Below are 20,821 nucleotides of genomic sequence, written 5' to 3'. Positions count from 1 at the left end.
CGAGGCGGTCGCGACCGGGTCGACGGCGACGGGCTGGGCGGGTGCGCTCTCCACGGCCCCGAGCCTAACCGGCGTCCTCGGCACGTCCGGAGCGTGCGGCGAGGACGAATGACACGGGTGTGGTTCGTGCGTAGGCTGGGAGGCGGCCGCGCGCGGGAGTGCGCAGGTCCGGTGACGAGAGAGTGCAGGGAGGGAACGATGAGCGAGGCGGCGTACGTGCTCGACGGACCCGACGCGGTCGGCGACCCGACAACCTCGGAGGCGCCGGCGTCGGGCCTGAGCGAGCGGGACCAGGAGATCCTGGCGTTCGAGCGGCAGTGGTGGAAGTACTCGGGCGCCAAGGAGCAGGCGGTGCGCGAGCTGTTCGACATGTCCGCGACGCGCTACTACCAGGTGCTCAACGCGCTCATCGACTCCCCGGCCGCGCTCGCGCACGACCCCATGCTCGTCAAGCGGCTGCGGCGGATGCGGTCCACCCGGCAGCGGGCGCGCACGGCGCGCCGGCTCGAGGGTCTCTGACCCGGGACGACGGGCCGCGCGTGAAGTCCGGGCGAACAGGGCGTTTAGCCGAGAGCCCCGACCGGGCTACCCTGTCGCCGTGACGAAGAGCCGCTACCCGTACGCGCCCGACGAGTTCGACGCGCCCGCGCCGCAGGGTGCGCCCGTGGGGGTGCACCGCACGCCGCGCAGCGGGTGGAGCAAGACGTGGCCGTTCCTGCTGGTCGCCGTCGTCTTCGCCGGCCTCGCGTACGGGGGCGTCGCGCTGCTGTCCGACAACGGTGCCACGGACGACCCGCCGCAGGCGCAGTCCACGGAGCCGCCGCCCGCGGAGACCGAGGAGCCGCCCGCGGCGGAGGAGCCGCCCGCGACCGAGGAGCCGCCGGCCGCGGAGGAGCCGCCCGCGACCGAGGAGACGCCCGAGACCCCGGACCTCGCGACGCTCATGGCGGCGGCCGACCCGAGCGCCTACGTCCGCGTGCTGAACGACAGCGGCATCGGCGGCGAGGCGGCCAAGGGCAAGGACGCCCTCGACGCGCAGGGCTTCAGCAACACCGTCGCCACGGACTACACGAACGGGCCGGCGCCGGTCGACGTCACCACGGTCTGGTACGTGCCCGAGCGGAGCGACACCGCCGCCGCCGTCGCCGCGACGCTGGGCATCCCCGCGGAGAACGTCGTCCAGGTCGACAGCCTGCGCGAGGGCGACGTCGCGGTGATCATCAAGTCCGAGCTGGCGCCGGTCGGCTGACCCGGACCCCCGGGCCGCCCCGGCCGTGGCACCACGACCTGACGCTGCACCCGCGTGACCTGCTCGTTCGGCCCGGAGTCCGACGAGCGCCACCTGCCGTTCGACCTTCCGTGCACGCCGCCTGCGGGCTAGGCTCGGGCTACCACGGGGCGGCGGTCGCCTCGCGGGCGACGATGCACGAGGAGACGTACATGGCTCAGGGGACCGTGAAGTGGTTCAACGCCGAGAAGGGCTACGGGTTCATCACGCCCGCAGCGGGTGGGCAGGACCTCTTCGTGCACTTCAGCGCGATCCAGACGGACGGCTACCGCACGCTCGACGAGGGCCAGGAGGTCGAGTTCGAGCTCGGCCAGGGCAGCAAGGGCCCGCAGGCCGAGCAGGTGCGGCCGCTCTGAGCCCGGCTCCGAGGGTCGCGTGACGGAGGATCTCGACGCCGTCGTCGTCGGTTCGGGCCCCAACGGCCTGGCCGCCGCCGTGACCCTCGCACGCGCCGGTCTCTCCGTGCGCGTGCTGGAGGCGCAGCCGACGTCGGGCGGCGGAGCCCGCACGCTCGACCTCGGGTTGGCCGACGGCGTCGTGCACGACGTGTGCTCGGCGGTGCACCCGATGGCGTGGGCCTCGCCGTTCTTCGAGGCGTTCGACCTCGGCGCGCGCGGCGTAGAGCTGCTCGCGCCGGAGGTCTCGTACGCGCACCCCCTCGACGGGGGTCGCGCGGGCGTGGCCTATCACGAGCTCGAGCGCACGGTCGAGCGGCTCGGGGTCGACGGCGCCGCCTGGCGCGCCCTGCTCGGCCCGCTCGCCGCGGGGTGGCGCGACGTCGTCGCGGTCGCCCTCGGAGACAAGCGGTCGGTGCCGGGGCGTGTGCTGACGCCGGGCGGCGCCGGTGTGACGGCCCGCTTCGGCGCGGCGGTGCTCGAGCAGGGGAGCCCCGCGTGGACGCGGCGCTTCCGCACCGACGAGGCCGGCGCGCTCCTCACGGGCGTCGCGGCGCACGCGATCTCCCGCCTCCCGTCGCTCGCCGCGGCCGGGACGGCGGTGCTGCTGGCGTCGCTCGGCCACGCGCCGGGCGGATGGCCGCTGCCTCGCGGCGGCTCCGGCGCGATCGTCGCCGCGCTCGAGGACGACCTGCGCGCCCACGGGGGCGACGTCGTCACGGGCCACCGGGTCGGCTCGCGCGCCGACCTCCCGCGGGCTCGCGCCTACGTGTTCGACACGACGCCGCGCGTCGTCGCGGACGTGTTCGCGGACCGGCTCCCGCCGCGCGCGGAGGACGCGCTGCGCCGGTTCCGGCACGGCGACGCCGCCGCGAAGGTCGACCTCGTGCTCTCCGGGCCTGTGCCCTGGGCAGACCCGGAGGTGGGGCGCGCGGGGACCGTGCACCTCGGCGGGACGCGCGCCGAGATGGCGCGCAGCGAGGCCGACGTCGCGGCCGGTCGCCACGCCGCCCGGCCCGTGGTGCTCGTGAGCGACCCGACCGTCGTCGACCCCGGGCGCGGGGCGGGCGGGCTGCGCCCGCTGTGGACCTACGCGCACGTGCCCGCGGGGTCGACGCGCGACGTGACGGAGGACGTCGTCGCGCAGGTCGAGCGGTTCGCGCCGGGCTTCCGGGACGTCGTCGTGGCGTCGCGCTGCGTGCCCGCGGCGGAGATGGCGGCGCACGACGAGAGCTACGTGGGCGGCGACATCGCGGGCGGTGCCGTGAGCATGTGGCAGATGGTCGCGCGGCCCACGCCCCGGTTCGACCCCTACGCCGTCGGGCTGGAGGGCGTCTACCTGTGCTCGGCGTCCACGCCGCCCGGGCCGGGCGTGCACGGCCTCGGGGGCTGGTACGCCGCGCAACGGGTGCTGAGGCGCGAGTTCGACGTGCGCGACGCGCCCGACCTGGCGCCCGTCGCGACGAGCGGCGCGACCACCCGGTAGCCCCGGCGCGCCGGCCGCGGCGGACCGGGAGAGCCCAGGAGGACCGTCAGCCCGCGCCGCCCGGCGTGCCCTGGTTGCCGAGCTCCACGAGCGCGAGCACGACGAGCGCGGAGCTCCACGACAGCGGCGCGACGGCGGCGGGCGAGCCGTCGGCGAGGACCTTCTCCGGGATGGCCCCGGACGCGGTGCGGTGGTCGTCGACCCAGCGGAGCCACTCCTCGGCGTCGGCGCGGTCCTCGGGGTCGGACGACGACGCCGCCGCCAGCGCGTACAGCGTGGTCTGGGGGGTCCACGAGATGCCGTCGGCGCGCCAGCCCGCGCCCGGCGCGAGCCCGCCGGCCGGGCGCAGCATCTCGCGCACGGACGCGCGCCAGGCCTCGTCCGCCCCGGCGAGCGGCTCCGGCTGGAACGGCGGCAGCACGAACGCGGTCGAGGCGTCGCGCGCGCCGCCCGTGACGTGGCGCGGGTAGCCCTGGGACCCGAACGAGCGCTCGACCGCCATGCGCAGACGAGCGGCGGCGAGGGTCGCCTCGTGCGCGCGCGGCGCCTCGCCCGCGGCCGCGTACACGTCCGCCGCGGCCTCCAGGCCCGCGAGCAGCGGTCCGGCGGTCCCGAGCGTGAGGGACGTGGGCTCGACCTCCCAGTAGTCGCTCGACGGCGGCGGCAGCGGGTCCTCGCCGTCGACGAGCCCGAGCGCGTGGTCCGTCGCGGCGTCGACCAGCGGGCGCAGCTCGGCGGCCACCTCGGGGCGGTCCGCGGCGGGCGTCTCCTCCAGCACGACGTCGGTGGCCCACAGGACCCAGCCGACGCCGTCGGACTGGATGCCCCGGTCGTCCGGGACCCCCGACCCGTCGGGGAGGTAGCGCGCGTGGAACGAGCCGTCGTCCTCCTGGACCCGGGCGAGGAAGCCGAGGACGGCGCGCGCGTCGTCGACGTGACCGGTGCGTGCGAACGCCGCCGCGGTGAACGACGCGTCGCGCGGCCACACGTAGCGCCACCTGGGCGACGGCGCGGCGAGGGCGGCGCCGTCGTCGAGCGTCAGCGCGCGCAGGTCGAGGAGGGCCGCCTCGCCGAGCGCGGCGAACGGCCCGCCTGTCCCCGGTACGACGCCGGACGCGAGCCAGGCCCGCGACGCGGTGGCGGTCTGGTGGGCGAGACCGGGGTCGAGGAGGGCCGTCGCGTCGAGGCGCGCCCCGGCGACCTGCGCGAGCCGGTCCGCCTCGCCGTCCGCGGGGTCGACGCCCGCGGCGAGCGCGCCGGGGTCGAGCGCCGCCGGGTCGAGCACGCGGCTGCCCTCGAGGTAGGTCGCGCCCACGCCGGGCGCGAGGCGCAGCACCGCGGGGCCGCCGTCGGGCCCGGTCGTCACCGCGACGCCGTCCTGGTAGAGGTCGATGTGCTCGCCCGAGGGCGCCGCGACCGCGGTCGCGGCGGTCAGGCCGAGGGCAGGGACCAGCACGAAGCCGGCCAGGGCTGCGAGGGGGCGCCACGGCGGTGTTGCGCGGATCACACCGCGCATCCTAGAGCGAGCCGCGCGGCGCTCGGTTTCGCCCCTCGCGATACGCGGCGGCGTGGCGCGCCGCTGTCTTGCACTCGCACCGTGCGAGTGCCAATAATGGCGTTAGCACTCTCGTCACGAGAGTGACAGAAGTGACCAGCGCAGGCAGCCGCTCAGGCGGCTGCGGCGCAACCCACCAGGTCGACAGGTGAGGCCCGCCCTGGCGGCGTGACATGAACGCCGCCGTCGTGGGCCGTCCGTCGCGGGCGCCGGCCGACCGCCATACGCCACCAGCGGAGGATCATTCCCCATGGCCAAGATCATCGCCTTCGACGAGGAGGCTCGTCGGAGCATGGAGCGCGGGCTCAACACGCTCGCCGACACCGTCAAGGTCACCCTCGGCCCCAAGGGCCGCAACGTCGTGCTCGACAAGAAGTGGGGCGCGCCGACCATCACGAACGACGGCGTCTCCATCGCCAAGGAGATCGAGCTCGAGGACCCGTACGAGAAGATCGGTGCGGAGCTCGTCAAGGAGGTCGCCAAGAAGACCGACGACGTCGCGGGTGACGGCACGACCACCGCGACCGTGCTCGCCCAGGCGCTCGTGCGCGAGGGCCTGCGTGTCGTCGCGGCCGGCGCCAACCCGATCGCCGTCAAGCGCGGCATCGAGAAGGCCGTCGACGCGGTGACGGAGCAGCTGCTCAACGCCGCGAAGGACATCGAGACCAAGGAGGAGATCGCCGCCACGGCCGCCATCTCCGCCGGCGACCCCGCGATCGGCGAGCTCATCGCCGAGGCCCTCGACAAGGTGGGCAAGGAGGGCGTCATCACGGTCGAGGAGTCGAACACGTTCGGCCTCGAGCTCGAGCTCACCGAGGGCATGCGCTTCGACAAGGGCTTCCTCGCGCGCTACTTCGAGACGGACCCCGAGCGCCAGGAGGCCGTGCTCGAGGACCCGTACGTCCTCATCGTCGAGTCCAAGATCTCGAACGTGAAGGACCTGCTCCCGGTCCTCGACCAGGTCATGAAGGCCGGCCGCTCGCTCCTCATCATCGCCGAGGACGTCGAGGGCGAGGCGCTCGCGACCCTGGTGCTCAACAAGATCCGTGGCACGTTCAAGTCCGTCGCCGTCAAGGCCCCGGGCTTCGGCGACCGCCGCAAGGCCATGCTCCAGGACATCGCGATCCTCACCGGCGGCCAGGTCATCACCGAGACGGTGGGCCTCAAGCTCGAGAACGCGACGCTGGACCTGCTCGGCCAGGCGCGCAAGGTCGTCGTCACGAAGGACGAGACCACGATCGTCGAGGGCGCGGGCGACGCCGACCTGATCCAGGGTCGCGTCAACCAGATCCGTGGCGAGATCGAGAAGTCGGACTCCGACTACGACCGCGAGAAGCTCCAGGAGCGCCTCGCGAAGCTCGCCGGCGGCGTGGCCGTCATCAAGGCGGGTGCCGCGACGGAGGTCGAGCTCAAGGAGCGCAAGCACCGCATCGAGGACGCCGTCCGCAACGCGAAGGCTGCCGTCGAGGAGGGCATCGTCGCTGGTGGTGGCGTCGCGCTCATCCAGGCCGGTGCCGTGGCGTTCGAGAAGCTCGAGCTCGAGGGCGACGAGGCGACCGGTGCGCAGATCGTGCGCGCCGCGATCGACGCCCCGCTCAAGCAGATCGCGGTCAACGCGGGCCTCGAGGGTGGCGTCGTGGCGGAGAAGGTGCGCAACCTCCCGTCGGGCCAGGGCCTCAACGCCGCGACCGGTGTGTACGAGGACCTCCTCGCCGCCGGAGTGAACGACCCGGTCAAGGTCACGCGCTCCGCGCTGCAGAACGCCGCCTCCATCGCGGCGCTGTTCCTCACGACCGAGGCCGTCGTGGCCGACAAGCCGGAGAAGGCCGCCCCCGCGGGCGACCCGACCGGTGGCATGGGCGGCATGGACTTCTGAGCCGACCCGCCTCCCCTCACGGGGAGTCGTAGGACACCGAAGGCCGTCGGCCGGGTTCGCCCGGCCGGCGGCCTTCGTCGTGCCCTGAAGAGAGCTCCCGGGCGGGGCCTACCGCGCCGTGAACAGGCGCGCGGCCTGCGACTCGGCGTCGGCGTAGGTCTGCGCGGCGGCGCCGAGCGCGGCCGTGATGTCGTCGAGCGCGACCTCGACCTGGGTCTGCGTCGTCTGCCACTGCGCCATGACGCCCGTGAACGACGTCGCCGCCCCACCACGCCACGACGTCTGCAGGTCCGTGAGGTGCCGCATCATGGCGCCGACCTCCGCACGGATCGCCGTGACCGACCCGTGCACCGCGGCGCTCGCCTGCGCGACGCGCGCGCTGTCCACCTCGTACCGGCTCATCCGAACCTCCGTCGTCCCTCGGCCCGCGGGCCGTCCCTCGCCCCGGTGAGCACCGGGGCGTGGCGACGACGGTAGGCGGACCTCCCCGGGTCCGGAGGGGCGGCGGTCAGGCCTGTGGACGGCGGTTCAGGCGCCGGAGGCTGGGGACGCCGTCGACGCCTCCGCGAGCTTGGCCTGCTCCTTGCGCAGGCGCTGGAGCTCCGCGTCGAGGTTCTGCCGCGCGGCCTCCTCCCAGGCCGCGCCGAGCGGGCTCGAGAAGAGCGTGCGCCGGTCGAGCAGCTTCGTGAGGATCGCGATGCGGGCGCGCACGTAGTCGGGCTTGGGGATGTGCGCGTACTCGTCGCGCACGTCCTTGAGGTACTCCTTGTAGCGCTGCGGCTCGGCCGCGAGCATCGCGAGGTCGGCGTCGCACAGGACCGCGCAGTCGAAGTCGGAGGCGTCCGGGGCGTGGCGGACGAGCGCGTTGACGAGGTGCGCGACGCGCCGCACCGCGGGCTCGGGGACGCCGAGCCGCGTGAGCTCGGCGACGGCGAGCGCGGCGCTCGCGGTCTCGTCCTCGCCGCCCTTGTTGGCGTAGGTCGCGCGGCCCTTCGCGTCGAAGATGGCGCCGTGGTACCAGGCCGCGAGCCGGACGAGGTCGGGGTCGTGCGTCTCCTGCGAGAGCTCGTCGACCCGGCCCAGGACGTCGGCCAGGTGGCGCAGGTTGTGGAAGTGGCGTCCCGGCTGGTCCCAGCGGTCGAGGAGCCCCTGCCCGACGGCGCGGATCTCGTCGTCCGGGGCGGTCGCCCCGGCGCCCCGGGCGCTGCGGACGAACGAGGAGAGGAACCACTGCGGTGCGTCGGCGCTGTTGACGCCCATGAACTTCAGCCTTCTTCGACGGAGACGAGCAGGACGGAGGTCGTCGTCGCCGGGCGTGCTGCCCGGCGCGGAGGCCCCCGCGTCGCCGCGCGGCCTCGTCTTCAGCCTAGGTCTCGCGGGACGACCCGCCATCGTAGCCCCAGCCGGCGGCGCGTCGGGACGCCCCGGCGGGCTCCCACGCGACGTCGCGGACGGTCGTCGACGAACCCGCAGGTCGGGCGGGGTGCGGGCCGTCAGGAGCCGAGCGGGAGGTCCACGCGGACGGTGAGCCCGCCGCCCGGCGTCTCACGGACCGACACGCGGCCGCGGTGCGCCCCGACGATCGCGGCGACGATCGCCAGACCGAGCCCGGACCCGCCGGACGAGCGGTTGCGCGACGTGTCCGCCCGGTAGAACCGCTCGAACAGACGGCCCCGTTGGGTCGTCGGGACGCCCGGGCCGTGGTCGCGGACCTCGAGCACCGCGACGTCGCGCGCGGCGTCGCCGGCCGGGGCGCCGCTCCCGCCCGCGCCGTCGCCCGACGGCGCGTCGTCGGACCGGGGCGCAGGCGCCGCACCGAGCGCGATCTCCACCGGCGTGCCCGACGGCGTGTGGCGCGCGACGTTCCCGACGAGGTTGGCGAGCACCTGCCGCAGCCGGTCCTCGTCGCCCACGACGCGCAGCGCCGCCGGAGCGTCCGCACCCGGCGCGAGCCCGACGACCCGCACGTCGCGCGCGGGGTCGAGCGCGTGCAGGTCCTGTGCGGAGTCCCGCGCGAGGGAGACGAGGTCGACCGGCTCGTGGCGCAGCGGCCGGCCCTCGTCGAGCCGCGCGAGGGCGAGCAGGTCGTTGACGAGCGTGCCCATGCGGGTCGCCGAGTCCTCGATGCGGCCCATCGTGTCGTCGACCTTGTCCGGGGTGTCGAGCGCGCCCATCCGGTACAGCTCGCCGTAGCCGCGGATCGTCGCGAGCGGAGTGCGCAGCTCGTGGCTCGCGTCCGAGACGAAGCGCCGCATCCGTTCCTCGGACGCCTCCTGGACGGCGAACGCCTCCTCGATCTGGGTGAGCATCGCGTTGAGCGACGCCGCGAGCGAGCCGACCTCCGTCGTCGGCGGCGCGGGGCGCACGCGACGCGACAGGTCGCCCGCGGCGATGTCGGCGGCGGTCTCCTCGATCTCTCGCAGCGGGCGCAGCGCGCGGTGGACCGCGAGGTAGGCGACCGCACCCCCGACGAGCGCGATGCCGAGCGCCGACAGCGCGAGCGCCCGGCCGAGCACCTCGACCGTCTCGTGGATGCCCGTGAGCGGCAGGGCGACGAAGACGGTCCCGGCCTGCTGGCCGTCCACGAAGAGGAACCTCCCGACCACGCGCCACTGCGCCGGGTCGGACCCTCCGACGGACCGCACCGTGAAGGGCTCGCCCGCGAGGCGCTCGATCTCCTGGTCGGACAGCGCCGGGATGTCCGGCTTCCCGTACCGCGACACGGTCTCGCCCCAGCCGATGCCTCTCTCGGCACCCGACGACTCCCGCAGCAGCACGAAGTACTCGCTGGGGATCTGGCTCGCGGTCTCGGGGTTGCTGAGCAGCGAGGAGCGGGCGACGGTCGTCGCCGACCCCTGGAGGTCCTGGTCGACCTGCTCGACGAGGTAGCTCGACACGACCGTCGTCGTCACGACCGAGGCCAGCCCGAGCCCCGCCGCGAGCAGGAGCACGGTGACCGCGACGAGGCGCGCCCGCAGCGGCACGCGCGCGAACCAGCCCCACCCCTCGGTGGGGACGGGCCGGCCGAAGGGGCGCTCCGCCGTCGGGCCGTCGGGGACGGGTGCGGACGCCGCGGGCTCGCTCGACGGAGCGCGGCCGGGCTGCGAGACCGCCCCGGGGGGCGGGGGAGGGGGCGGGACCGGCGGGGACCCGGCCGCCGTGCGGTCGGGGCCGGCCGTCATGACGCCGCGGGCGGCTGGCGCAGCAGGTAGCCGACGCCGCGCTTGGTGTGGATGAGCGGCGGGAGGGCCACGGGCTCGCCGTCCGGGCCGGGCACGGTGAGGTTGTCGATCTTGCGGCGCAGGTAGGAGATGTACGACTCGACGATGTTCGCGTCGCCGCCCCAGTCGTACTGCCACACGTGGTCGAGGATCTGCGCCTTGGACAGCACGCGGCCCGCGTTGAGCATGAGGTAGCGCAGCAGCTTGAACTCGGTGGGGGACAGGTCGATGTCGACGCCGGCGCGGCGGACCTCGTGCGAGTCCTCGTCCATCTCGAGGTCGGCGAAGCGCAGGACCGCGTCGTCGACCGGCTCGGCGTGCGTGCGGCGCAGCACGGCCCGGATGCGCGCCACGACCTCCTCCAGGCTGAAGGGCTTCGTCACGTAGTCGTCGCCGCCCACGGTGAGCCCCGTCACCTTGTCGCGCGTGTCGTCCTTCGCGGTGAGGAAGACGACGGGCGTGTGCTGGCCCTTCTCGCGCAGGCGGCGGGTCACGGTGAACCCGTCCATGTCGGGGAGCATCACGTCGAGCACGACGAGGTCGGGCTCGACGTCGCGCACGAGCCGCAGGGCGCTCTGCCCGTCCGCGGCGGCGTGCACCTCGAACCCGGCGAAGCGCAGGGACGTGGCGAGCAGCTCGCGGATGTTCGGCTCGTCGTCGACGACGACGAGGCGTGCCTCGGGGGTGGTGCTCATACGTCCAGTGTGCTCCCGCGGTCTGGGAGACGCCTGGGAACGTGCTCGACCCCGGCGGCACCGGCGCGACGCCGGCGCCGGGCGCGGCACGCGGGCGGGCGGGCGTGGGTGGCCCGGGGCAGGATGGCCGCCGTGCGGATCACGGTGGACCAGAGGCGGCGGCGGCTCGTCGCGCAGCAGCTCGCGCTCGCCACGGACCTGCCCGGCAGGCCGGCGGCCCGGAGCCCGGAGGACGTCGTCGACCGGCTGCTCGCGCTGCACGCGACCGACGCCTCGAGCGTCTACCTGTCGGTGCTCGCGCGGGTCCCCGGCCTCGTGCTCGACGACGTCCGGGACGCCGTCTTCCGGCGGCGCTCGCTCGTCAAGGTGCTCGCCATGCGACGCACGATGTTCGTCGTGCGCCGCGAGACGGTGCCCGTCGTGCACGCGGCGGCGGCCCTCGCCGTCGCGCGACGGCTGCGCACCCGCCTAATCAAGGAGCTCGCGACCCTGCCCACGGACCCGCCCGTCGACGACGCCGCGACCTTCCTCGCCGCGGTCGAGGCCCAGGTGCACGCGGCGCTCGCCGAGCACGGCCCGCTCGACGGCGCGAGCCTGTCGCGGGCCGCGCCGCTGCTGCGCACGGCGTTCCTGCCCACGACCACCAAGACGTGGGACGTGCGCCGCACCATGACGTCCCCGCTGCTCTCGCTGCTCTCCGCCGAGGGCGTGGTGGTGCGCGGCGAGCCGCGGGGCACGTGGTCGTCCAACCGGCACGTCTGGTCACCCGTCGAGGACTGGTTCCCGGGCGGCATCCCCGTGCTCGACGAGGCCGCGGCGCGCACCGCGCTGGCGCGGGCCTGGCTCGACGTGTTCGGGCCCGCGACGGTCGAGGACCTCGTGTGGTGGACCGGCTGGAACCGCCGCGACACGCGCGCGGCGCTCGCGGGTCTCGACGTCGTCGAAGTGGAGGTCGAGGTCGGTGCGGCGGGCGGCGAGGACGCCCGCCCCGGCATCATGCTGCGGGGCACGGACCTGCCCGGCCCGGACGAGGTGCCGATCGAGGGCCGCGTCGCGCTCCTGCCGTCGCTCGACCCGACGACGATGGGCTGGACCGCGCGCGACTGGTACCTCGGGGCGCACAAGGCCGCCGTCTTCGACACGATCGGCAACGCGGGCGCGACCGTCTGGTGGGAGGGCCGGATCGTCGGGGCCTGGGTCGTGCGGCCGGGCGGCGAGCCCGCGTGGCGGCTCCTCGACGACGTCGGCGCCGACGGCGAGCGGGCCGTCGCGGCCGAGGCCGAGCGGATCGCCGGGCTCCTCGGCGGCGACGGCGTGACGGCGTCGTTCCCGACGCCGCTGTACCGCGAGCTCCACGCGTGAGCGACGGAGCCCGCGGTACGGGCGGTCAGAGGTAGCGCATCGGGTCGAACTCGTCGAGCGGGATGATCCGCACGCGCGGCAGCACGGCCGTGAACGCGCCCGCGTGGTCCTCGAGGTCGAAGATCTCGAGACCGCGGCCCGTGAGCTCGGTGAGGCGCACGTTGACGAACTCGCGGAACGCGAGGACGCCCACGCGGCGGTCCTTGTCGTCGAGCAGCGTCTCGACCTGGGGCAGGAAGTCGCCGTCGTGGCTCGCGAGGAGCACGTCGCCCGGCTGGCCGGCGATCGCGTCCAGCATGCGCTGGATACCGATGTCGACGACCTTCTCGTTGCTCGACCCCGACAGCGGGATCGGGCGGTAGCCCATCGCGAGCAGCGCCTGCACGAACGACATCGGCATCTGGCCCGACGACGCGTTGAGGAAGAACAGGGGCGTGACGTCCTGGCCCCAGGCCTGGCGCGCGAAGTCCACGATGCGGTCCCAGCGCGGCCGCTCCTCCGGGGCGGGGCGGTGGCCGAGGACGTTCATGCCGAGCGTCGCGTCGATGTTCTCGCCGTCGACGACGAGGTAGGTGCGGCGCGGCGTCGTCAGCGCTCGGCCGTCGGAGGTCTGGAGGTCGGACATGCCGGTCAGCCTATCCGCGCGCGACCCGCCGCGCTCCGTCCCGGTGCGCCCGCCGCACTGTCCACGACGTGGGTGTTTGCGTCCTCCCGCCCCCGAGTGGGTACCGTCAGGGTTCGTGACCACGCACGACACCGACGCCACGACCGGGACCGTCCGGCTCACGGTCGTCGAGAACTCCCCGGACGTCACGCTCGACGCCTACGCCGACCTCCTCGACGCGGAGCTCCGCGTCGTCCGCGCGCACGAGGGCGAGCCCGTCCCCGCCGCGGACCGGCTCGACGAGCTCGGCGACGGCCTCGTCGTCCTCGGGGGCCACGTGTCCGCGTACGACGACGCGCGCGCCCCCTGGCTGCCCGCCCTGCGCGAGACCCTCGTCGCCGCCGCGACGCAGGGCGTCCCGACGCTCGGGATCTGCCTCGGCGCGCAGCTCCTCGCCGTCGCGGGCGGGGGACAGGTGGCGGTCGCCGCCCCGCCGGGCCGCGAGGTCGGCGCGACCCGCGTCTTCTGGCGTGCCGAGGCGGACACCGACCCGGTGCTGGCGCCGCTCGCGACCGGCGACGACCCGGTGCGCTGCGTGACGAGCATGCACGGCGACGCGATCGTCGAGCTCCCGGACGGCGCCGTCTGGCTCGCGTCGTCGAACATGTACCCCTACCAGGCGTTCCGCCTCGGGTCCGCGCTCGGCGTCCAGTTCCACCCCGAGGCGTCCCGCGCCGCCTTCGCGGCCTGGTGCGACCGCTACGACGACGTCGACGCCGCGGCGGCCCTGGCCGGCTTCGACGAGCACGCCCCCGCGCTGCTCGACGGCGGGCGCCGGCTCGCGGAGTCGTTCGTCACCGAGGTCCGGGTGAGCCGACGACGCGTCCCCGCCTGACCCGGTCCGAGGTCACCAGTCGGTCGAGGGGGCGTCCTGGGTGGTCGTCCCGGAACCGATCGCGGGCGTGACCTGGGTGGGCGACACCTGCGCGGCGGGGGCGGAACCCTGCTTGAGCGCGGCGAGGCGGGCCTCGATCTCGACGGCCTCGCCCGACGTCTCGAGCTCGGCGAACTGGGCGTCGATGCTCGACGCGGCGACCTCCGCCTGGCCGAGCGCCTGCGCCTCCTCGCGGCGGACGATCTCCTCGTAGCGGGAGAGCTCGCTCGTCGGGTCGAGCACGTTGATCGAGCTGAGCGCGCCCTGCACGGTCTGCTGCGCCTGCGCGCTCTTCTGCCGCGCCACGAGCGAGTCGCGCTTCGACTTCAGCTGACCGAGCTTGTCCTTCATCATCGCGAGGCCGGACTTGAGCTTCTCGACCGACTCGCGCTGCGACGCGATGAGCGGCTCGGCCTGGCGGACCTCGCTCTCGGCGGCGATCTGCTTGCCGAGCGCGATCTTCGCGAGGTTGTCGAACTTGTCGGCGTTCGCGGCGTCGCCCTGCTGGCGGTACCGGTCGGCCTGCGCCGACGCGGCCGCGGCCTTCTGGCCCCACTCCTGGACGGCGGCGACGTCCTCGTTGTAGTCCTGCTCGGCGAGGCGCAGGTTGCCGATGGTCTGCGCGACGGCCTGCTCCGCCTCGGCGATGTTGTTCGTGTAGTCGCGCACGAGCTGGTCCAGCATCTTCTGCGGGTCCTCGGCGCTGTCCAGGAGCGCGTTGATGTTCGCGCGGGCGAGCTGCGCGATCCGTCCGAAGATGCTCTGCTTCTCCGCCATGGTCGTCCCTCTCTCGTGAGCCGTCTGGTGCTGGTCGTGTCCGTCGTGCCGTCGTCCCGTGGTGCGGGGCGTCAGGTGCCGCCCGTGCTCAGAAGCGTCCGCCGCGGCCGGAGCGTCCGCCCGACGACCGTCCGCCCGACCGTCCGCCGGAGCGTCCGCCGCCGAACCCGCCACCCCCGTAGCCGCCGCCGAAGCTGCCGCCGCCGAACCCGCCCGAGCGTCCGCCGCCGCCCCCGCCGCGGAGGATGGAGTCGAGGAGGATCCCGCCGAGGACCATGCCCCCGACGTTGCTGCCGCCACCCCCGCCGAACCCGCCGCCCTGGGACGACTGCCAGCTCGACGCGTCCTGCTGCGCGCGCTGGGCCGCGGACTGCGCCTGCGCGTCGGCCTGCTGCGCGCGCTGGAGCGCGGCGACCGGGTCGGTCGGCTGGAGCGCGCGCGCCTCGCCGAGCAGCCGGATCGCCTCCGCGAGCCGGGTCCGCGCCTCCGGGCCGACGGCGCCGCGCCGGGTCTCGATGAAGTCGTTCGTCGCGCGGACCTGCGAGTCGACGCGCGCGAGGGTCTCGCGCAGCAGCGCGTTCGCGCGCGCCGCCTGCTCGGCACGCTCGCGGAACGGGGCGAGGACGGCGTCGAGCGCCGCCTCCGCGTCCGTGAGGCGACGGAGCGCGGCGAGCGGGTCGCCGCCGTCGCGCGCGGCCCCGGCGACCGCCACGGCGGCCTGCGCCTCCGCGAGCGCGGGCGCGACCGCGGGGTCCCCGGGGGCGAGCCGCCCCGCGTCCGCGATGTCGGACGTGATCGACGCGACGCCCCGGTCGAGGCGCGGACCGGACTCGGCGAGGTCGGTGCCCGCGCGGTCGACGGCGTCGAGCAGCGTCACCGCCTGCCCGACCGCGTTCTGCGCGGCCCGGGCGAGCGCGACGGCCGTCGCCCGGTCCTTGGAGGCGAGCGCCTCCCGACCGCGCGCCACCGACTCGCGCGCGCCCGTGAGGAGCGCCTGCGCCTGCTCGGGGTTCTGTGCGACGGACGCGAGCGCCGTCGACGGGTACGTGCGCCCGAGCGCCTCGAGCGTCGCGCGCGCGGGCTCGACGCGGGCGAGCACCTCGGTCGCGCGCTGGTCGGTCTCGTCGAGCACCTGCGGCGCGCGGGCCTGCAGGTCGCGCAGCTCGTCGAACGTGCGGGACTGGGCGTCGAGCGAGTCCGCGACCTCGTCGCACAGGGCGACGATGCGCGCCATCATCTGCCGCGCCTGGGGCTCCGCCTCGGGCTGGTCGTCGTCGAGCTGCTGGCGCAGCGCGAACGCCTCCGCGACCCGCTGCTTGCCCTCGGCGAGCGCGGCGGAGAACTGCTGCGTCGCCTCGATCCCGAACTGCGCCTGCGCGAAGCCGAGCTCCTGCTCGGACGTCTTCACGGCGTCGTCGATCGCCACGAGGGCCGCGCTCGCGCGGCGGTCCAGCTCGGCCGTGGGCAGCGCCGCGAGCGGGTCGCCCGCCGGCCCGACGGCGGTCGCGAACCGGCGGCGTCGTCCCGCCGCTCGGGCGACCACCACGACCACGATCACGAGCACGCCGCCGACGAGCAGGACCCAGAACCACGACACGCCGCCCGAGCCCTGGCTCGCATCCCGCGCCACCTCCGCCGCCGCGATGGCCGCACCCGCCCAGTCGTCGGCACGCAGCTCGTCCTCCACGGCGGACGTGATCCGGTCCAGCTCGGCGTCCGACAGCGGGACGTTGTTGTCGTACGACAGCCCGTACCGCCGGTCCTGCGTCCCGACGGCCAGCAGCAGGTCGTCGACCCCCAGCCCTGACTGGTTCGCCGTCGCGTTCGCCCAGTCGACGCCGTCCATGCCGTCGAGGTCGTCCACGTACACGACGAAGAGCTGCAGGTCCGTGTCCTGGGCCAGGCGGTCGAGCGCCGCGCGCACGTCGTCCGTGCGGTCCCCGAGGACGCCGGACGGGTCGGTGATCTCGTCCGTCACGTCCATCGGCGGGACGGCGTGCGCGAGGCCCGCCGGGGCGACGAGGGCGACGCACGTCAGCAGCCCGACGAGCGTCGAGACGACGAGGGCGAGGAACGCGCGGGCGCCGCGGCCCCCGGCCGCGCGGGGGTGCCAGGGACGATCGGCCGTGCTCACGGCCCGATCCTTTCCCAGCCGCCCAGGACCCGCAATCGGTGCCGCGGGGCCCTCTGTCACTGCACGATGCCCAGGTCCTTCGTGTTCCTGGTCGGACCTGGGCGTCGCTCCGTGCCGGGCGGGTGCCGCGCTCCTACGTCGCGGGACCCCCACCCGTCACTGCACGACGCCCAGGTCCTCCGCGTTCCTGGTCGGACCTGGGCGTCGTTCCGTGCCGGGCGGGTGCCGCGCTCCTACGTCGCGGGACCCCCACCCGTCACTGCACGACGCCCAGGTCCTCCGCGTCGACGATGCGGTACGCGTACCCCTGCTCCGCCAGGAACCGCTGGCGGTGCGCCGCGAAGTCCTGGTCCACCGTGTCGCGCGCGACGACGGCGTAGAAGTGCGCGGTGCGGCCGTCGGCCTTGGGACGCATGACGCGACCGAGGCGCTGGGCCTCCTCCTGGCGCGACCCGAACGACCCGGAGACCTGGATCGCGACGGACGCCTCGGGCAGGTCGATGGAGAAGTTCGCGACCTTCGACACGACGAGCCGCGAGATCTCGCCCGTGCGGAACGCGTCGAACAGGCGCTGGCGCTCGCGGACCGTCGTCGCGCCCGTGATGAGCGGCGCGTCGAGGTGCTGCGACAGCTCCTCGAGCTGGTCGAGGTACTGGCCGATCACGAGCACCTGGTCGTCCGGGTGCTGCGCGACGATCTGCTCCACGACCCGGTTCTTGCCGGTGGCGGTCGCGGCGAGCCGGTACTTGTCCTCGGGCTCGGCGACGGCGTACGTCATGCGGTCGGACTCGGGCAGCGTGAGGCGCACCTCGACGCAGTCGGCGGGCGCGATGTAGCCCTGCGCCTCGATGTCCTTCCACGGGGCGTCGTACCGCTTGGGCCCGATGAGCGAGAACACCTCGTCCTCCCGGCCGTCCTCGCGCACGAGCGTCGCGGTGAGCCCGAGGCGGCGGCGCGCCTGCAGGTCCGCCGTCATGCGGAAGATCGGCGCGGGCAGCAGGTGCACCTCGTCGTACACGACGAGGCCCCAGTCGCGCGCGTCGAGCAGCTCGAGGTGCGTGTACACGCCCTTCCGCTTGGTCGTCAGCACCTGGTAGGTCGCGATCGTGACGGGCTTGATCTCCTTGCGCGCGCCGGAGTACTCGCCGATCTCGTCCTCGGTGAGCGTCGTGCGCCGCACGAGCTCGTCGCGCCACTGGCGCGCGCTCACCGTGTTCGTCACGAGGATGAGCGTCGTCGTCCCGGACTTCGCCATCGCGCCCGCGCCCACGATCGTCTTGCCCGCGCCGCACGGCAGCACGACGACGCCGCTCCCGCCGTGCCAGAACCCGTCCACCGCCTGCGCCTGGTACGGGCGCATCTCCCACGGCTTCGGCTCCTCGCCCTCGGCGCGCGGCGGCGTCGTCGGGCTGAGCGCGATGGCGTGCTTCTCGCCGTCGACGTACCCCGCGAGGTCCTCGGCGGGCCAGCCGAGCTTCACGAGGACCTGCTTGAGGTGGCCGCGCTCGGACGGGTGCACGACGACGGTCGTGTCGTCGACCCGGTCGCCCACCAGCCCCGCGGTGCGCTTGGACTTGAGCACCTCGGCGAGGACGGCGCGGTCCGTCGCCTCGAGCACGAGCCCGTGCGTCGGGTGCTGCGCGAGCGTGAGCCGCCCGTACCGCGACATGGTCTCCGCGACGTCGATGAGCAGCGCGTGCGGCACCGGGTAGCGCGAGTACTCGATGAGCGTGTTGACGACCTGCTCGGCGTCGTGCCCGGCCGCGCGCGCGTTCCACAGGCCGAGCGGCGTGAGCCGGTAGGTGTGGACGTGCTCCGGGGCACGCTCGAGCTCGGCGAACGGCGCGATGGCCCGCCGCGCGTCGTCGGCACGGGGGTGGTCGACCTCGAGCAGGAGCGACTTGTCGCTCTGGACGATGAGAGGTCCGTCGGTCATGCGTTCTCCTTGCCGTGGGTGGCCGAGGGTCGTGCGGTCCGGTCGGTCGCCGGGCGGGCCGGTGGTGGTCCGGGGTAGGTCGGGTGACGGTCCGGGGTAGTGCCGGGGCGGGCTGGGGTCAGTCCGGGGTCACGGACGCGATGCGGTGAACCGCGACCGTGAGCTCGGCGTCGCGTGCCGGGTCCTGCGCGCGCAGCCGTCCGGCGTCGAGCGTGAGGGGCCGCACGCGGCGGCGGTCCGGCGCGCCCGTCGACCCGACGACCTCGAGCCACACCATGGCGCCGTCCGCGATCGCCTCGCGCAGCAGCCCCAACGCCGCCACCGGGTCGCTTGTTCCCTCGGGGCCGTCGTCCCCGCGTCCTGCCCTGCCCGACGGCGTCCCCCCGCCCCGGCGCGACCCGTCGCCGTCCGCGCGGGCCCCGCCGGCCGCGCGGGTCCGGGCCTGCTCCGCCGAGCGCGTGTCCGCGGCGCGCAGCCGGGCGACGAGGTCGGCGAACCGCTGCTCGCCACGCCCGGCCCCGTCCCGGGCCTCGTCGACCCGCGCCCCGGAGCCCGGCACGACCCCGGTCCGGGCGCGGCCCCCGCGCCGCCCGACGACCGCCCCGGCCCGTCCTCGCCGGGCCGGGCCCGCGGCGTCGGGCAGGTCGCGACGGCCTGCACGGTCCGCGACGAGCACGCGCCCGTCCGGGCCCTCCACGACCGACGGCACGCCGCGCGCCCGCAGCGCGTCCTGCAGCTCCCCGGCCGGTGCGCCGGACGCGAGCACGGTCGGCGCGAGGAGCACCAGACCGAGGCCGCGCAGCGCAGGGTCCTCCGCGATGCCCGCGAGGAGCACCGGGTCCTCGGCGCGCACGTACGACGACGCCGTCCCGACCCGCACGCGCCCGTGACGTCGCGCGGTGTCGCGCACCAGGTACTCCAGCGGCTGGGGCACGGGAGTCCGGGAGTGCGACGCGAGCTCGGCGAGCAGCTCGTCGGCCGTCGCGCCCCGGTCGAGCGCGCGCAGCACCGACTCCGGCGTGAACCGGACCGTGGTCGCGGCGCCGCGCGACTCGACGTCGGCCGCGACCTCCACGAGACGCTCGAGGGTGCGCGACGGCCGGCCCGGCACGATGCCGGTGAGGTCGCCCTGCAGCAGGAGGTCGTCCACCTCGGGCGGGAGCACGGCCTCGAACGCGGCCCCCAGGTCCACGGGCTCCGACGACGGCGCGGGGTCGTCGCCCGCGACGAGCGCGCGGCCCGGGGGAGCGAGCGCGCCCGCGCCCGTCACGCCGAGCAGCGTGGCCTCGCGCAGCAGCCCCGCGACGGCCTGCTCCGGCGGCACCGCGCGCGGCGTGCGCCAGCGCAGGACCGCGACGACGTCCGCCGGGCCGAGCGGCCGGTCGGGCGCGAGGGCGAGCACGTCGAGGACCGAGCGACGCAGCCGTGGGACCCAGGGCCGCCACAGCTCGGGGTCGAGCGCGGCGCGCAGGGCGCCCCTCTCGTCACGGCTCCCGACGAGCCACGGCGTGCGGCGCGACCGCCACCACCCGCGCGCGAGCGCGGCCCACCGGTCGCCCAGGTCGTCGTCGAGCCAGTCCTCGGCCGTCGGCGTCGGGGCGAACGTGGGCGGGTCGTCGCCGTCGTCGGCCACGAGGCCCGCCGCCGCCGCGACCTCGACGACCGCGGCCGCCGTCGCGTCGTCGACCTCGAGGGCGAGGGCCGCGCGGCGCAGGTCGCGCACCCCGAGGCCCCCCGCGCGCAGGACGCCGGGCGGGTGCTCGGTCCAGTGCGTCACGAGGCGCGCGACGAGGCGCACCGCCTCCAGCCCGGCGCTCGCGGACTCCGCCTCGACCGTCGCCGCGGGGAGCTCGCGCGCGTCGGGCACGGGCGGCGCCGTGCGCACGTCGCGGTGGGTGCGCCCGCCGCGCAGCGCGAGCCCGACCTCGCGCGGCAGGACGACGTGCCGCTCGTCGGTCGCGCGGAGGTACCCCCGCTCGACCAGCCAGGCCGTCGCCCGGCGCGCCGACGCGTCGGAGCGCGGGGCGACGCCCACGGGCGGCCCCCACGCCAGCGCGTCGAGGATCGCGCGCGCGCCCGGGGGTGCGTCGTCGGGCAGGACCGCGGACGGTGCCGGGGTGTCGCCGGAGACCGGGCCCAGGCCCGCGGGGTGCGGGCCGAGCACCTCCGCCGTCCCGGGCGCCGGGCGGAACCCGGCCGAGCGCGTGCCGGGCGACCACACGAGCGCGAGCTCGTCGAGGCGCGCGAGCGCCGCGGTGACCGACGCGCGGTCCACCCCCGTCGCGCGCGCGACCGCGGCCGCCGTCGCGGGCGTGCCCACCGAGTCGAGCACGAGCACCGACTCGAGCACGTGCAGCGTCAGCTCGTCGAGACCGGCGAGCGCGCGCTCGAGGCTCGTGCGGTTCATCGCGCGCGCGGCGAGCGAGAGCAGCGTCGAGGGGGAGGGCGTGGCGAGGTCGGGACGCCCCGCGAGCAGGGCGACCAGCGCGGCGTCGTCGCGCTGGCGCAGCGACTCGCTGTACGTCGGAGCCCGCTCGGGCCGGGAGGTGGCCATCCGT

At 75.6% G+C, this 20,821-nt stretch carries 17 protein-coding genes; 7 read left to right on the top strand and 10 right to left on the bottom strand.

Annotated elements, in window-relative coordinates; translation table 11 throughout:
* Positions 1-198 precede the first annotated feature (198 nt).
* From HKK73_RS15245 to HKK73_RS15230, 4 genes are all read left to right on the top strand, one after another.
* Positions 199-519, top strand: a complete 321-nt coding sequence (locus HKK73_RS15245; protein WP_021482752.1) for a DUF3263 domain-containing protein — start codon at positions 199-201, stop codon at positions 517-519.
* A 79-nt stretch (positions 520-598) separates the two neighbouring features.
* Entirely contained in the window at positions 599-1,249 is a 651-nt protein-coding gene (locus tag HKK73_RS15240) for a LytR C-terminal domain-containing protein (RefSeq protein WP_157446603.1), read from the top strand.
* 191 nt (positions 1,250-1,440) lie between these two features.
* Entirely contained in the window at positions 1,441-1,644 is a 204-nt protein-coding gene (locus HKK73_RS15235; protein WP_021482750.1) for a cold-shock protein, read from the top strand.
* 19 nt (positions 1,645-1,663) lie between these two features.
* Positions 1,664-3,169, top strand: a complete 1,506-nt coding sequence (locus HKK73_RS15230) for an NAD(P)/FAD-dependent oxidoreductase (RefSeq protein WP_171468322.1) — start codon at positions 1,664-1,666, stop codon at positions 3,167-3,169.
* A gap of 46 nt (positions 3,170-3,215) precedes the next feature.
* On the opposite strand, the gene HKK73_RS15225 is transcribed toward HKK73_RS15230, so the two are convergent.
* Positions 3,216-4,685 (bottom strand): glycoside hydrolase family 15, encoded by a 1,470-nt coding sequence (locus HKK73_RS15225; RefSeq protein WP_253705671.1) that lies wholly within the window; start codon positions 4,683-4,685, stop codon positions 3,216-3,218.
* A 289-nt stretch (positions 4,686-4,974) separates the two neighbouring features.
* Between HKK73_RS15225 and groL the strand changes: the two genes are divergently transcribed.
* Positions 4,975-6,600 carry a chaperonin GroEL gene (groL, locus tag HKK73_RS15220; RefSeq protein WP_031315159.1) on the top strand — a complete coding sequence of 542 codons (1,626 nt, stop codon included), beginning with the start codon at positions 4,975-4,977 and terminating at the stop codon, positions 6,598-6,600.
* Between the two features lie 108 nt (positions 6,601-6,708).
* Here groL and HKK73_RS15215 read toward each other — a convergent pair whose 3' ends face one another.
* The 4 genes from HKK73_RS15215 to HKK73_RS15200 all read right to left on the bottom strand — a co-directional run bounded on the left by HKK73_RS15215 (position 6,709) and on the right by HKK73_RS15200 (position 10,516).
* Complete coding sequence (locus HKK73_RS15215; RefSeq protein ID WP_114553804.1) at positions 6,709-7,002, bottom strand: WXG100 family type VII secretion target; 294 nt, start codon at positions 7,000-7,002, stop codon at positions 6,709-6,711.
* Between the two features lie 126 nt (positions 7,003-7,128).
* Positions 7,129-7,860 (bottom strand): hypothetical protein, encoded by a 732-nt coding sequence (locus HKK73_RS15210; protein WP_021479889.1) that lies wholly within the window; start codon positions 7,858-7,860, stop codon positions 7,129-7,131.
* A 233-nt stretch (positions 7,861-8,093) separates the two neighbouring features.
* The gene (locus HKK73_RS15205; RefSeq protein WP_253705670.1) at positions 8,094-9,782 is read right to left on the bottom strand and encodes a cell wall metabolism sensor histidine kinase WalK; all 1,689 of its coding nucleotides are present in this window, start codon (positions 9,780-9,782) and stop codon (positions 8,094-8,096) included.
* Positions 9,779-10,516 carry a response regulator transcription factor gene (locus HKK73_RS15200; RefSeq protein ID WP_043654159.1) on the bottom strand — a complete coding sequence of 246 codons (738 nt, stop codon included), beginning with the start codon at positions 10,514-10,516 and terminating at the stop codon, positions 9,779-9,781. The genes HKK73_RS15205 and HKK73_RS15200 overlap by 4 nt, the downstream gene beginning before the upstream one ends.
* Before the next feature lie 132 nt (positions 10,517-10,648).
* On the opposite strand from HKK73_RS15200, the gene HKK73_RS15195 reads away from it, so the two are divergent.
* The gene (locus HKK73_RS15195) at positions 10,649-11,878 is read left to right on the top strand and encodes a winged helix DNA-binding domain-containing protein (RefSeq protein WP_171468321.1); all 1,230 of its coding nucleotides are present in this window, start codon (positions 10,649-10,651) and stop codon (positions 11,876-11,878) included.
* Positions 11,879-11,903: 25 nt separating this feature from the next.
* On the opposite strand, the gene HKK73_RS15190 is transcribed toward HKK73_RS15195, so the two are convergent.
* Positions 11,904-12,503, bottom strand: a complete 600-nt coding sequence (locus tag HKK73_RS15190) for an NYN domain-containing protein (protein WP_061268040.1) — start codon at positions 12,501-12,503, stop codon at positions 11,904-11,906.
* A 115-nt stretch (positions 12,504-12,618) separates the two neighbouring features.
* Here HKK73_RS15190 and HKK73_RS15185 point away from each other — a divergent pair, with 115 nt between their 5' ends.
* Positions 12,619-13,377, top strand: a complete 759-nt coding sequence (locus tag HKK73_RS15185; RefSeq protein WP_253705669.1) for a type 1 glutamine amidotransferase — start codon at positions 12,619-12,621, stop codon at positions 13,375-13,377.
* A 12-nt stretch (positions 13,378-13,389) separates the two neighbouring features.
* Here HKK73_RS15185 and HKK73_RS15180 read toward each other — a convergent pair whose 3' ends face one another.
* The 4 genes from HKK73_RS15180 to HKK73_RS15165 form a co-directional block, all read right to left on the bottom strand.
* Positions 13,390-14,193, bottom strand: a complete 804-nt coding sequence (locus tag HKK73_RS15180; RefSeq protein ID WP_051028097.1) for a PspA/IM30 family protein — start codon at positions 14,191-14,193, stop codon at positions 13,390-13,392.
* Positions 14,194-14,281: 88 nt separating this feature from the next.
* Positions 14,282-16,327 carry a TPM domain-containing protein gene (locus HKK73_RS19320; RefSeq protein ID WP_256380356.1) on the bottom strand — a complete coding sequence of 682 codons (2,046 nt, stop codon included), beginning with the start codon at positions 16,325-16,327 and terminating at the stop codon, positions 14,282-14,284.
* Between the two features lie 256 nt (positions 16,328-16,583).
* Positions 16,584-18,263 (bottom strand): DNA repair helicase XPB, encoded by a 1,680-nt coding sequence (locus HKK73_RS15170; protein ID WP_043659946.1) that lies wholly within the window; start codon positions 18,261-18,263, stop codon positions 16,584-16,586.
* A 118-nt stretch (positions 18,264-18,381) separates the two neighbouring features.
* Positions 18,382-20,817 carry a helicase-associated domain-containing protein gene (locus tag HKK73_RS15165; protein WP_171468319.1) on the bottom strand — a complete coding sequence of 812 codons (2,436 nt, stop codon included), beginning with the start codon at positions 20,815-20,817 and terminating at the stop codon, positions 18,382-18,384.
* Positions 20,818-20,821: the final 4 nt, after the last annotated feature.

Origin of the sequence: Cellulosimicrobium sp. 72-3, from assembly GCF_013127315.1 — a bacterium.
GTDB classification, from domain to species: Bacteria; Actinomycetota; Actinomycetes; order Actinomycetales; family Cellulomonadaceae; genus Cellulosimicrobium; species Cellulosimicrobium funkei.
Note: the sequence above shows the minus strand (reverse complement) of the source record. Positions and strands in the feature narration are given on the sequence as shown.